Consider the following 13210-nt stretch of genomic DNA (forward strand, 5'->3'; position numbering starts at 1 on the left):
CCCGTCACTTTCCCGGGCGAAGTGCACCTGGAAGTGGGATGGCCGAATCCGTGCGAAATGGTTTATATCTTTTCCACGTGAACAAAACTGGGTGGATTCACGATGGAATTCCGACAATCCTGGGAAATGTCGAACAAGCACCTACCGGGCGGATTCCGCGACATCGGTTCTCCGGGGAAATCGACTCGGAACTGGCCGCGCTGCGCAAACTCGACAACTGGCACGGTCCGCTCGCGCTGATCACCGACTGGGCGGTCGTGGTGCTCGCGGCACTGGCCTGCGAGGCGCTGCGGACGTGGAGCGGCTGGGCGTTCTGGCCGGTGTACCTGCTGGTGGCGCTGCCCGTCATCGGCACCCGGCAACGCGCCCTCGCGACCCTGCTGCACGAATCCGCGCACGGAATCCTCGCGAAGCACAAGCGCCTGAACACCTTCCTGGGCACCTACCCGTCCGGTTATCTGATCTTCCAGTCCTACCGGGCGTACCGCCGCAGCCACGTGCGCGACCACCACGGTTCCTTCGGCGATCCGCGGCGGGACCCGGACCTGCGCGCGCACATTTCCGCCGGCCTCTACCGGCCGCAGCGGGGCGCCGCGTTCACCTGGAAGTTCCTGATCGCCCCGTTGTTCGGCAAGCAGACCCCGGCGGTGCTCCGGGAACTGGTCGTGGCCCGGTTGTCCGGCACGAAGGAGGAAGTGCTGCGCGGCGCCGCCGTCATCGCGTACGTGGCGGGGATCTGCGGGCTGTTCGCGGTGTTCGGCATGGCCGAGGTGTTCGCGCTCTACTGGCTGGTGCCGCTGCTCGTGGTGTTCCCCGTCGTCAACTGGTACATCGAAATGCTGGAGCACTTCCCGCTCGTGGGCAGTGCCGACCTCGACGTGCGCACCACGCGGCACCGGGCGCTGGGCCGGATCTCCCGGCACTTCCTGGGAATCCACAACGAGGGCTACCACCTCGACCACCACCTGTCGCCGAAGATCCCGTACTGGAACCTGCCCGCGGCGCACCGAGCCCGCCTGCGGGACCCGGTGTTCGCGCGGGCGATCGCCGAGATCGCGCCGGTGGGCAAGGGGATCTCCTGGCAGTTCCGGGACATGGTCCACCGGGTCGACGCGGGTCAGGCGACCACCAGGCTCGGCAGGTTCACCGACCTCGACTCGATCGACGCGGCGGAGCCGAGCTCGCGGACCTGACCCTTCGTGCCACCGGACGCGCGACGTCGATCGGGCTCGGTCGGCGCCGCGCGGTCCGGTCGCGGAGCGGATCTCGCGGCGCGGCAGCCCACCGGCGCGGCTCAGCGCTCGCCGCGGCGCACCGCCCCGATGCCGGCGATGACCACCAGCGCGATCCCGGCGATCTGCAGCAGCGCCAAGTGCTGCCCCAGCAGCAGGAAACCGATGATGCAGGCGAACCCCGGCTCGAAGCTCATCAGCGTCGCGAACGACGAGGCCCGCATCCCGCGCAGCGCCTGCATCTCCAGCGCGTAGGGCAGCAGCGGCAGCAACAACGCGGCGAGCACCGAGGTCAGCAGCACCGGAACGCTGAACCCGGCGACGACGTCCCCGACTCCGAAGAACCCGGACACCACGGCGGCGACCGCCAGCGACACCGCGAGCCCCTGCAACCCGGAGAACCCGTCGCCCACGCGCTGGCTCAGCAGCACGTACCCCGCCAGGCTCGCTCCCGCGGCCAGGCCGAACCCGATCCCGGCCAGGTCCAGCGAACCCGACCACGGGCTGGTGAGCAGCACGACGCCGAGCAGCGCCAGCACCGGCCAGATCACGTCGTAGGAACGCCGCAGCCCGAACACGGCGACCGCGAACGGCCCGAGGTACTCCAAAGTGCTCGCCGTGCCCAGCGGGATGCGGTCGATCGCCTGGAAGTAGCACAACGTCATGGCCGCGCTCACGACTCCCAGCCCGGCCGCGGACAGCAGCGCCTCCCACGAGATGGAGCGGAAATCGGGCCGCACGAACAGCAGCAGGATCAGCGCAGCCAGCGCCAGCCGGGAGAACGCGGCGCCGACGGGACCGAGGCTGCCGAACATCCACGTCGAGACCGCGGCGCCGGTCTGCACCGACAGCATCGCCGCGACCGCCATCGCGGCGCAGAGCTTGACGTTCGGTCGTCGCTTCGTGAGCGGCGGAGACGCGTCCATGAGTGAGGATGAAATCACAGCGAGTAACAAACCCGCGCGACGCCCCGCCTGGAACATCCCCCACCGCTCAGCGACGACTCCCCACTCCCGCCCGGCGCCTCGAAAATCCACCGATCCCGCGAGCATCCGCGTCCGCGTTCACGCTCCGCACACCCGCGATTTCGCGAGAAATTGCGGGAGGCGGCGCGCCTCGACGAGGGCGTTTTCGCGGCTCGGGCCGGGTTATTTCGGGGTGTTGCGGGGTGGGGTTCGGAGATTTCTCGCGAAATTGCGGGAGTCGTGCACAGCGGGCGGATGCGTCCCCATGCTTCCGGGGAGGCTCGGGCGGGTGATCAGGGCTCGTGGGCGAGGCGGTGGATGCCGGGGGCCGTGGAGCGGGTCACCAGCGGGCAGCCGGTGAGGTCGGGCAGCGGGAACTCCACTCCGGGCGCGATCCGGTACGGCCGGGCCAGCACCAGGCCGCCGAGCGTTCTGCGCAGCCGGGACACCTCGGCGCGCACCGTCACCAGGTGCGTGCCGTCGCCGAAGACCGCCTCGGAGAGCTGCGCCGCCGACATGCCCGCCGGACCGGCACCGGCGAGCAGGAGCAGCAACTCCGCGTGCCGCACCGACAACGGCTGCACCCAGCGGCTCGACCCTTCGACCACCGCCCGCGGCGGCGTGGCACCCAGGTCGAGCACGAGCCGCATCCGCGGGCCGGGCGCCGGGCGCAGCAACCAGCCGCCCGGCACCGGTTCCGGAACGCAGTCGCCGACGCCGTGCACCGCGAGCGGTCTCCCCTCGCGTGGCGCGGCCACCCGGTCCGGACCGGCGAAACCGGTGGCCGCCGCGACCCAGCCGTGCTCGTCGACGACGAGCCCCGGCCCGGTCGAGCCCGCCAGCAGCGGCCCCGCGACCTGCCGCAGCGAGTCGAGCCGCCGCTCGTGCCCGCGCCACAGGCCCGCCTCGGCGAGCTTCACCGCCGTGCCGACCAGTGCCACCGTCATCGGGTGGATCGTCTCCGCCGGTCCGCTGACGTCCACGATCCCCAGCAGCTCCCCCGTTCGCGGATCGTGCAGCGGCGCGGCCGTGCAGGTCCACACGTGGTGCGCGCGCAGGAAGTGCTCGGCGGCGAACATCTGCACCGGCGCGCCCTCGGCGAGCGCGGTGCCGATCGCGTTGCCGCCGACGACCCCTTCGGACCACCGGGCGCCCTCGGCGAACCCGATGTCGTCGGCGAGGCGGCGCACCCGGCTGGCCCCTTCGCGCCACAGCACGACCCCGTCGGAGTCGGTCACGACCATCACGTGCCGGGAATCCTCGGCGATCGAGGTCAGCGCGGCGCGCAGCTCCGCCAGCACCGGACGGATCCCGGAGCGCTCCCGGCGCCGCTCCACTTCCGCGACCCCCGCCGGGTCCGGCGGAATCCGCAGGTCGGGGTCGACTCCTTGCGCTCGCGCGCGCCGCCACGACCGGGCGACCAGGCCGCGCGGCTGGACGGGTGCACGACCCCCGGAGAACAGCGCTTCGTGGACCTGCGCCAAGACCCGCGCCCGCCCGCGCGCATCGATCCCGGGCCTGATCTCGCGGACGTCCTCGTCCACAACCACCTCCCGCGTCACGCGGCGGCATGCCGGTGTGGCCCACACCATAACCACGGACGGCCCGTCGAACGGAAGACCGACGAGCCGCCGATCGGCCGCAGCGCCGACCATGCGCAGGGACGGGGCGGCCGGGAAGCGGATCAGCGGACCGAGAAACGGGAGTTCCGCTCTCCTTGCGCACCAACGAGAACCGATCACTCCACTTTAGACGGAATAATGCTCGGACGAGCCCGGTTGTGCCGGGTGTGCCGGGCGCACCCGCACGGGTGCGCACATGACGACCGACGCCTCAGGAGGGCCTCCGCATGGCGAAGATCCTGTTCGTGATGACCGCCGCCGACCACTGGACGCTGGCCGACGGCAGCGCGCATCCCACCGGCTTCTGGGCAGAGGAGGCCGTCGCGCCCTACCGCGCGTTCACCGGCGCGGGGTACGAGGTCGAGGTGGCCACGCCCGGCGGGGTCCGGCCCACCGTCGACCAGGGCAGCCTGGCAGCGGACGCCAACGGCGGGCAGGAACAGGCCGACGCCGTGGCCAACGGGCTGGCCACGTTCACCGAACTCGACCACCCGATCGAGCTGGAGAACGTCGACCTCGCCGACTACGCCGCCGTGTTCTACCCCGGCGGGCACGGCCCGATGGAGGACCTGGCGGTCGACGCCACCTCCGGCCGGTTGCTGGCCGAAGCCCTCGACTCCGGCAAGCCGCTGGGCGTCGTCTGCCACGCACCGGCCGCGCTGCTGGCCACCGAGCAGGGCGGGAGCTCGCCGTTCGCGGGTTACCGGCTCACCGCGTTCACCAACGCCGAGGAGCAGCAGGCCGGCTTGGCGGCGAAGGCGAAGTGGCTGTTGCAGGACCGCCTCGTCGCGCTCGGCGCGGACTTCCAGGAGGGCGCGCCGTGGGAGCCGCACGTGATCGTCGACCGCAACCTGTTCACCGGCCAGAACCCGGCCTCCTCCGCGCCGCTGGCGGATCAGATCGTGAAGTCCTTGGCCGCCGCGTAGCGGCAGCGGTACCTCGGCGTTCCTCCCCCGGCGGGGATCGATTCCGCTCCACCACAGGTGGAATCGCGTCCCGCCTGGGAGGAACGCCGGGAATCCGCCGCGGGTCGGCCTCTCGACGTCGGCCGGGCGCTCCAAGACAGCCGCCGTGAACCGCGGCCGAAGAATTATCAGCATGTGACAACGCCGGTTCTCCGGTGACCGCGAGGCCGTCATCATGCAGTCGTTGCCAGCAGGCCCGCGAGGGCCGACGATCGCCCAGGAGTGCACCGTGATCTTCATCGTCGTCAAGTTCACCGTCCGCCCGGACCGCGCCGAGCAGTGGCTCTCGCTGGTCGACGACTTCACCCAGGCGACCCGGCGGGAACCGGGCAACCTGTTCTTCGACTGGGCCCGCAGCGTCGAGGACCCGAACGTCTTCGTGCTCACCGAAGGCTTCGCCTCCCAGGAAGCCGGCGTCGAGCACGTCCAGTCCGAGCACTTCAAGGCCGGAACGGAACTGATGTCCGAACTGGTCACCACGACACCGGACATCATCAACGTCGAAGCGCCCGGCGACGGCTGGTCCAAGATGGGCGAGGTCACGCCGAAGGGCGCGTGACGACGGCGGTCGTGTCCGGCGGGATTGGGGTTTCGCCTACTTTTTCCCCGATAGGAATGGGGTTGCGACCCGGCGGGCTGCGCCAGCGGACCGCCGGCATCACCGCCGTGAGGAGACCCCAATGGCGCGCCCCGCTGGAACGGGCTTGCTGCGCAAGCCGGACACGACGCTGCCGCACCGCCTGGAGCGCTCGGCGCGCACCGAGCAGGGCGCGCTGCACCCCACCGAGGACCTGCTGGCCTGGATCGAGGAGCGCAACGCGGCGCAACTGCACGACGTGCGGCGCATCCCGTTCGCGGAGCTGGACAAGTGGCGGTTCGACGACGCCACCGGCGACCTCGGCCACGCCAGCGGCAAGTTCTTCAGCATCCAAGGGCTGCGGGTGCACAGCGACTACGGCCCGGTGCGCACCTGGACGCAGCCGATCATCAACCAGCCCGAGATCGGCATCCTCGGCATCCTGATGCGCGAGATCGACGGCGTGCTGCACTGCCTGATACAGGCCAAGACCGAACCGGGCAACGTCAACGGCGTGCAGCTGTCCCCGACGGTGCAGGCCACCCGCAGCAACTACACGCGGGTGCACGAGGGCAACCCGGTGCCGTACCTGGAGCACTTCCGCGACGCCGACGCCCAGCACGTGCTCAGCGACGTCCTGCAGTCCGAACAGGGCTCCTGGTTCTTCCGCAAGCGCAACCGCAACATGATCGTCGAAGTGCACGGCCCCGTCGCCGAGCACGAGGACTTCCGCTGGGTCACGCTCGGGCAGCTGCACCGGCTGCTGGCCGTGGACAACCTGGTGAACATGGACTCCCGCACCGTGCTGTCCTGCATGCCCGGCGGTTTCGAAGGCGCCGCCGAGGAACCCACCGGCGTGTCCGAATCGCTGGAGCGGTCCCGCGATCCGCTCTCCGGCACCCTGCACACCACCGCCGAAGTCCGCAGCTGGATCACCGCGCAGCAGTCCGAGCACGTGGTGCGCACCGACCTCATCCCGCTCAACGCGGTGCGGCGGTGGCGGCGCGGCACGCACGACATCCACCACGAGCTCGGCACCTTCTTCAACGTCGTCGCCGTCGACGTGCGCAGCAACAGCCGCGAAGTGGGCGGCTGGACGCAACCGCTGCTGCGGCCCTACGGCACCGGGATGGTCGCGGTGCTCGTCAAGCGCGTCGACGGCGTGCTGCACGCGCTGATGAACGCGCGCGTCGAACCGGGCTACCTCGACGTGGTGGAACTGGCACCGACCGTGCAGTGCACGCCCGAGAACTACGCCGGACTGGGCGTGGAGTACCGGCCGCCGTTCCTGGACCTGGTGCTCGACCGCCATCCTGAGCAGGTGCTGTTCGACACCGAGCTCTCCGAAGAGGGCGGGCGCTTCCACGAGGCCCGCAACCGGTACCAGATCATCGAAGTCGACGCGGACTTCCCCGACGCCGACCTGCCCGACTACCGCTGGCTGACGCTGCACCAGCTCACCGAGCTGCTCAAGCACAGCCACTACGTCAACGTGCAGGCCCGCAGCCTCATCGCCTGCCTGCGGGGCCTGCGGTGAGCGGGCCGGTGCGGCTGGGCGTGCTGGGCTGCTCGGCCATCGCGCGGCGCCGCACGCTGCCCGCCGTCGCCGACATCCCGGAGCTGACGACGGCCGCCGTGGCCAGCAGGGACGCGGCGAAGGCCGCGGAGTTCGCCGTCGCGTTCGGCGGCACGCCCACCGGTTACGACGAACTCATCGCCGACCCGGAGATCGACGCGATCTACCTGTCGCTGCCGACGGCGCTGCACCACGAGTGGACGGCGCGGGCGCTGCGCGCCGGCAAGCACGTGCTGTGCGAGAAGCCGCTCACCGACGACGCCGCCCGCACCCGCGAGCTGACCGGGCTCGCGCGGGAGAAGGGCTTGGTGCTGCGGGAGAACTTCGCGTTCCTGCACCACCCGCAGCACGTCCGGGTCGCCGAACTCGTCGCCGGCGGCCGGATCGGTGCGCTGCGGACGTTCACCGCGACGTTCGGCATCCCGCCGCTGCCCGCCGCGGACATCCGCTACGACCGGGCGCTCGGCGGCGGCTCGCTGCTCGACGTCGGCGTGTACCCGCTGCGGGCGGCGCAGCTGCTGCTCGGGCCGGGCCTGGCGGTGGCGGGCGCGACGCTGCGCAGCGACGAGGAGTTCGGCGTGGACCTGGCCGGGCACGTGCTGCTGGTGTCGCCGGAGGGCGTGTTCGCGGACCTGGAGTTCGGCTTCCAGCACACCTACCGGTCGCGCTACGGCCTGTGGGGTTCGGCGGCGGCGCTGAGCCTGGACCGCGCGTTCACCCCGCCCGCCGAGCACCGCCCGGTGCTGCGCATCGACGAGCAGGACCACGCCGAGGAGCTCACGCTCGGCGCCTCCCACCAGTTCCGCACGTCGCTCGCCGCGTTCGCCGGTGCCGTGCTGGACCGCGGCCCGGACGAACCGGCCTGGCTCGACGCCGCCGACGAGACCGCCCGGCTGATCACCGAGGTCCGCGAGCGGGCCGTGCGGGTGCGCGGCTGATGGAGATCGTCGGCAACGGGTTCCTGGCCCGCCACTTCGCCGCGCACTTCGGCGACGCGCACCCCGACGTCACGGTGATCGCGGCCGGGGTGTCGACGACGGCCGCCGCCGACATCGCCGCGTTCGACCGGGAAGCCGACCTCGTCGGCGACGTGCTGCGCCGCTGCCGCCGGGACGGGCGGCGCGCGGTGCTGCTGTCGACCTCGTCGGCCGCGCTCTACGGCTCGGACGGGGTGCCGGGCGTGGAGGACGGGCCGGTGTTCCCGATCAACGCCTACGGCAGGCACAAGCTCGCGCTGGAGCGCGTCTGCGAGCTCTCCGGTGCCCGGTACCTGGTGCTGCGGCTGACGCACCTGGTCGGGGACGGGCAGCAGCCGGAGCAGCTGCTGCCCACGCTGGCGCGCGGCGTGCTCGCCGGTGCCGTGACGGTGCACCCGGACGCCCACCGGGACCTGCTCGACGTGCGCCACGTCCCGCCGGTGCTCGACGCGCTGTGCGCGCGGGAGGTGCACGGCGAGGTGGTGAACGTGGCCTCCGGTGCGCCGATCGCCGTGCCGGACATCGTGGACGGTTTGCAGCGGCGGCTCGGCGTGGAGGCCGAACGGCGGCTCGTGCAGCGCCCGCCGCAGCTCACGCGGGTGAGCCTCGCGAAGCTGCACCGCCTGGTCCCGGAGTTCGCCGGGCACGACTTCGGCCCCGCCTACCTGGACGACCTGCTGGACCGCTACTTCGACTCCTACGCGACCGCCCGCGCCTGAGCTCGCGCCGGGATCTCCCGCGTTCGGCGTCGAGACCGCCTTCGGCTCGCCGATACCCCCGCACGACCCGGCCCCGCGATTTCGCGAGAGTTCGAACGGGACCGGCGTGTCGGACACCCCTTGTGGACAACCGTTCCGGCTGCGCGCAAGGGGTGGTTCGGATATCGGGCGTGGGTTTCGCCTCGTTCCGGTGGTTCGATTCCTCGCGAGATCGCGGAAATCATCCACACCGCGACACGGGTCAGGGCAGCAGGTTCTGGAGGGTCGTGACGACGTCGGCGGGGGTGGGGAGTTCGGCCGAGGCCGTGGCGAGTTCGGTGGCGGCCTTGGCGAACGCGGGCTCCGAGATGAGGCGGTCCAGCGCGGCGGTGATGCCGTCGGTGCCGGCCTCCCAGTTCACGACGTCCAGGCCCGCGCCGGCCTCGGTGACCCGGCGGGCCATCACCGTCTGGTCGAAGCCGCAGGGCAGCGACAGCTGCGGCACCCCGGCCACCAGCGAGGTCATGGTCACTCCCCCGCCGCCGTAGTGCACCACCGCGTCGCAACCGGGCAGCACCAGGCTCAGCGGCACGTCGTTGCGCACGTGCACCGAATCGGGCAGCGGCCCGCAGTCCTGCGCGTCGGCGGGCGAGGACAGCAGCAGCACCTCGCACCCCAGCGCCGTGGCGGCCTGCACGACCTGCGGCATCTTGTTCACCGTCGGGCCGAAGGTGCGCGTCGCCGAGCGGCCCCACACCACGCACACCCGAGGGCGGTCGGTGCGCGGCGGCAGGTCCAGCGGCGCCCCGCCCGGACCGTTGTACGGGATGTAGCGCGCCGGGATGCGCTGCTCGCCGTTGTTCGGGCGGACCGGGTCAGGGCACGGGTCCAGCACGTGGTCGATGTGGTGGAAACCCATCTCGCCGACGCCGTAGCGGGCGAACGCGCCGCTGGTGTCGACCGGTACCGCGGGCTGCGCCTCGGGGCCGCCGCCGACGGGGCTGTAGGCGTCGCCGGTGCCCACCGGTCCCCACAGCTGGAGCACGTCGGGCACGCCGGTCACCTTCGCGACCAGCGGGCCTTCCAGGCTCATCATGTCGTGCACCACGAGTTCCGGCTTCCAGTCGCGGGCGTAGGCCACGGCGGCGTCGGTGCTGCGGGTGGCGCGCTGCAGCAGCGTGGGCCGCAGTCGTTCGTGCCACGCGCCGAAGTCGAAGTTCGCGAGGTCCAGCGGCTCCCCCGTCTCGGGGTGCAGCGGCGGCTCCGGGTACGGCCAGTTCCCCTGGTAGGCGCCGATCAGGTTGATCATGCGCGCACCGAGCAGCAGGTCGATGCCCTCCAGCACCGGCACCGGCGTCAGCCCGGCCCGCGTCACCGCGTCCACATCGGACTCCGCGCACAGCACGCGGACGTCGTGCCCGGCGGCGCGCAGCGCCCAGCCGAGCGGCACCATCGGGAAGTAGTGCCCGGGCCACGAGGACACCGCGAACAACACTCGCATGGGCCGCTTCCTTCGCTCGGCGGACGACGTCGAAGACCACGCTACGACCGCGGCGAGTGGGGTGATCCCTAGTGTTGCGCGTCGTTTCGCAACTCCGGCGCACGGCGCTACAGTCGGGGAAATCCGCCTCGTCCGGCGCGATCCGCCGAGTTCGCCCCGGAAGCTAGTCTTCGCACGAGTGTTTTGTTGTTACGAGGCGTTGGTGCCCCCGCTGATCCGTGCCGCATGCTCGGCCCGCGGCTCCGGGGGAATCGTGGCCACAGCTGGACGGTCCCCAGGACACACGACGACCCAGTTGTGGGGGATTCATCCATGACCGCGCTGACAACGGTCCCCGATGGCCGGCCCGCCCGCGGCGGCCACGACTCCGACGCACCGATGATCGAGGCGATCGGAGTCGGCAAGTCCTTCGGTTCGGTACCCGCGCTGGAGTCGGTGACTCTGGCCGTGCCGAAGGGTTCCGTGCTCGGCTTGCTCGGGCACAACGGTGCGGGCAAGACGACGCTGGTGAACATCCTGACCGCCATGGTGCCGGCCACGTCCGGCGTGGCGCGGGTGGCGGGGTTCGACGTCTCGGCCCAGCCCAAGGAGGTGCGCAAGCGCATCGGCCTCACCGGGCAGTTCGCCTCCGTCGACGAGGAGATGACCGGCCGGGACAACCTGATCATGCTGGCCAGGTTGCTCGGCGCCGACGGGAGCCGGGCCCGCAAGCGAGCGGGTGAGCTGCTGGAGGCGTTCGACCTCACCGGGTCCGCGCACCGGCGGGCGCGCACCTACTCGGGCGGTATGCGGCGGCGGCTGGACCTGGCGGCCTGCCTCGTCGGAAACCCCGAAGTGATCTTCTTGGACGAGCCGACGACCGGGCTGGACCCGTCGAGCCGGATCGCCATGTGGAGCATCGTGGAACGCCTCGTCGACGAGGGCACCACGGTACTGCTGACCACCCAGTACCTCGACGAGGCCGACCGGCTGGCCGACACGATCACCGTGCTCTCGGCCGGGAACGTCGTGGCGTCCGGTTCGGCCGCGGAGCTCAAGGCCCAGGTCGGGCAGCGCACGGTGACGGTGGTGGTGGAGCCCGGCACCGACCCGGAAGCCGGGTGCGCGGCGCTGCGCCGGGCCGGGATGCAACCGTCGGTCGGCAAGGACGGCACCGCGATCGTCACGCCGATCGAGGCGTCGCGGGACACGGCCACGGTGATCCGCGTGCTCGACGACGCGGGGATCGAAGCCGCCGAACTCGCCTTCGGCGAACCGACGCTCGACGACGTGTACCTCGCGCTCGCCCGCCACTCGAAGGGTTCCTGAGCCCGTCCCGCGCGCCTCCTCGAACTCACCGACCACAGTGGAGCGAGCATGACCACCACGTTGCCGTTGAACACGGGCAGCACGAACCTGGCGCCGCGCTGGAACGGGAGTTCCGCGGTGACGCAGATCGTCGTGCTCACCGCCCGATCGCTGCGCTCGTTCATCACCGACCCCGGCCTCGTGCTGGTCGGGTTGATCCAGCCGGTGATGACGCTGTTCGTGTTCACCCAGATCTTCACCAACTTCGCGCTCGCCGCGGACCTGCCCGCGGGCACCGAGTACCTGGACTTCCTGATGCCGGCGGTGCTGGTGAACCACGTCGTGCAGACCTCATCGCAGACCGGCATCGGCCTGGTGGAGGACCTGCGCAACGGCATCGTCGCGCGGCTGCGCTCGCTGCCGATCATGCCGAGTTCGCTGCTGCTGGCGCGCAGCACCTCGGACCTGGTGCGCAGCGCGTTGCAGGTGCTGCTGATCCTGGTGCTGGCGGTGACCGTGCTGGGTTACTCGCCGCAGGGCGGCATCGCCGGGATGGTGCTGTCCTCGCTGCTCACCCTCGGCGTGGGCAGCGCGCTGAGCTGGGCGTTCCTCGCGATGGGCGCGTGCCTGCGGCGCACCGAGCCGATGCAGAACATCAGCATCCTGGTGATGGTGCCGCTGATGTTCATCTCCAGCGCGTTCGTGCCGATCGCGGAACTGCCCGACTGGCTGGAGTTCATCGCGCGCATCAACCCGCTCACCTACGCCGTGGACGCCTCCCGCGCGGTCGCGCTCGGCTTGGACGGCACCCACCTCGTCGGCCCGTCGTTGCTGGTGAGCGCCCTGGTGGCGTTGGTGAGCGCGGTGGTCGCGGTCCGCGGCTTCCGCCGCCCGCTGTAACCTCGCCCCCCGCTCGAAGGCCTGCCGCGTTCTCGCGCGGCAGGCCTTCCGTCGTCGGTGGAGGCGGTTTCGCCGCTGCGACGGGACGTCGCGGATCGAGCCGGGACACTCCGCCGTGTTCCACCGGCAGTTCTTCCGCCGTCTCCGCCTGCAGTGCGGATCGTCCGGATGCTCGCGGCGGTGCAGGACGTCGCCCGCGCACCTCGGCCGGGCGAGATCGCTCGCGGCCCACCATCGGACATCATCTTTCGTCGGAGGGAGCCACGCTCGTCCGGGCACTTCACCCTGATGTACGACGACCAAAGACGGCAGGGGTTTCGCCGGGTTCGCGGTAGTTTCGGCGCACAGGGACTTTTCAGGGCCACGCCGAGGGGAAGCAGATGCCCGAGACCGCCTCACCCGCGGCGATCCCGACGGCGGTGAAGATCGCCAGGGTCGTCCTCCTGATCCAGGGCGCGTTGATCGCGCTCGGGTCCGTAGTCCTCGTCGTCGACGCGGTTTCGGCTTGGGAGCACGGGCAGGACGTCGGCTTCCTCGACTACCTCGTGCTGATCCTCAGTCCGGCGCAGGCCCTCGCGCTGCTGTGGTGCGGGGTGCGGATCAGGAGCAGCACGGCGCGCACGCTCGCCGTGGTGGTGCAGTCGATCGCACTGGTCGCCGTGCTGCTGGCGCTGGTCACCACGGGCGCCCTCGCGCTGATCGGCATCGTGGTGCCCGCGTGCGTGATCATGCTGCTGACCCGGCCCGACGTCCGGGAGTGGTACGAGGCGGAAACCCCTGGCCGGTTCCCCGAACAGCGGGACCACCTGTCCTGAACCTCGCTTTTCCGCTGGTGGAGCGGGAATCCGCCGCCGAGTCGCACTCATCGTCCACGATGGACTGATCATGTCGAGTGATATCACTGATCATC

At 71.3% G+C, this 13210-nt stretch carries 12 protein-coding genes; 9 read left to right on the top strand and 3 right to left on the bottom strand.

All coding sequences use genetic code 11. The features are described from left to right. The first annotated feature begins 77 nt into the window (after positions 1-77). Positions 78-1193 carry a fatty acid desaturase gene (locus ACWD38_RS14195; RefSeq protein ID WP_450124192.1) on the top strand — a complete coding sequence of 372 codons (1116 nt, stop codon included), beginning with the start codon at positions 78-80 and terminating at the stop codon, positions 1191-1193. Positions 1194-1294: 101 nt separating this feature from the next. Here ACWD38_RS14195 and ACWD38_RS14200 read toward each other — a convergent pair whose 3' ends face one another. Together ACWD38_RS14200 and ACWD38_RS14205 are read right to left on the bottom strand one after the other, a co-directional pair. Further along, positions 1295-2158 carry an EamA family transporter gene (locus tag ACWD38_RS14200; RefSeq protein WP_246457016.1) on the bottom strand — a complete coding sequence of 288 codons (864 nt, stop codon included), beginning with the start codon at positions 2156-2158 and terminating at the stop codon, positions 1295-1297. Between the two features lie 332 nt (positions 2159-2490). Next, positions 2491-3741, bottom strand: coding sequence for a GAF domain-containing protein (locus ACWD38_RS14205; protein WP_450124193.1), 1251 nt, complete (start codon positions 3739-3741; stop codon positions 2491-2493). Positions 3742-4046: 305 nt separating this feature from the next. On the opposite strand from ACWD38_RS14205, the gene ACWD38_RS14210 reads away from it, so the two are divergent. The 5 genes from ACWD38_RS14210 (at position 4047) to ACWD38_RS14230 (ending at position 8633) form a co-directional block, all read left to right on the top strand. Continuing rightward, positions 4047-4745: a type 1 glutamine amidotransferase domain-containing protein gene (locus ACWD38_RS14210; RefSeq protein ID WP_450124194.1), complete on the top strand. Its 699-nt coding sequence runs from the start codon at positions 4047-4049 to the stop codon at positions 4743-4745. Positions 4746-5013: 268 nt separating this feature from the next. After that, the gene (locus tag ACWD38_RS14215) at positions 5014-5343 is read left to right on the top strand and encodes a putative quinol monooxygenase (RefSeq protein WP_450124195.1); all 330 of its coding nucleotides are present in this window, start codon (positions 5014-5016) and stop codon (positions 5341-5343) included. Between the two features lie 121 nt (positions 5344-5464). Further along, positions 5465-6898 carry an NDP-hexose 2,3-dehydratase family protein gene (locus ACWD38_RS14220; RefSeq protein ID WP_450124196.1) on the top strand — a complete coding sequence of 478 codons (1434 nt, stop codon included), beginning with the start codon at positions 5465-5467 and terminating at the stop codon, positions 6896-6898. Beyond that, positions 6895-7875, top strand: coding sequence for a Gfo/Idh/MocA family protein (locus tag ACWD38_RS14225; RefSeq protein WP_450124197.1), 981 nt, complete (start codon positions 6895-6897; stop codon positions 7873-7875). The genes ACWD38_RS14220 and ACWD38_RS14225 overlap by 4 nt, the downstream gene beginning before the upstream one ends. After that, on the top strand, positions 7875-8633 hold the full coding sequence (locus tag ACWD38_RS14230) for an NAD-dependent epimerase/dehydratase family protein (protein ID WP_450124198.1): 759 nt from the start codon (positions 7875-7877) through the stop codon (positions 8631-8633). The genes ACWD38_RS14225 and ACWD38_RS14230 overlap by 1 nt, the downstream gene beginning before the upstream one ends. 241 nt (positions 8634-8874) lie before the next feature. On the opposite strand, the gene ACWD38_RS14235 is transcribed toward ACWD38_RS14230, so the two are convergent. Beyond that, a complete protein-coding gene (locus ACWD38_RS14235; protein ID WP_450124199.1) occupies positions 8875-10113 on the bottom strand; it encodes a nucleotide disphospho-sugar-binding domain-containing protein in 1239 nt (412 codons plus the stop codon). Between the two features lie 312 nt (positions 10114-10425). On the opposite strand from ACWD38_RS14235, the gene ACWD38_RS14240 reads away from it, so the two are divergent. The 3 genes from ACWD38_RS14240 (at position 10426) to ACWD38_RS14250 (ending at position 13115) form a co-directional block, all read left to right on the top strand. After that, positions 10426-11421: an ABC transporter ATP-binding protein gene (locus tag ACWD38_RS14240; RefSeq protein WP_450124200.1), complete on the top strand. Its 996-nt coding sequence runs from the start codon at positions 10426-10428 to the stop codon at positions 11419-11421. A gap of 48 nt (positions 11422-11469) precedes the next feature. Further along, positions 11470-12300, top strand: a complete 831-nt coding sequence (locus ACWD38_RS14245) for an ABC transporter permease (protein ID WP_184480921.1) — start codon at positions 11470-11472, stop codon at positions 12298-12300. Positions 12301-12680: 380 nt separating this feature from the next. After that, on the top strand, positions 12681-13115 hold the full coding sequence (locus ACWD38_RS14250) for a hypothetical protein (protein ID WP_450124201.1): 435 nt from the start codon (positions 12681-12683) through the stop codon (positions 13113-13115). The last annotated feature ends 95 nt before the right edge of the window (positions 13116-13210 follow it).

It is taken from the genome of Saccharopolyspora sp. NPDC002578, from assembly GCF_053592695.1.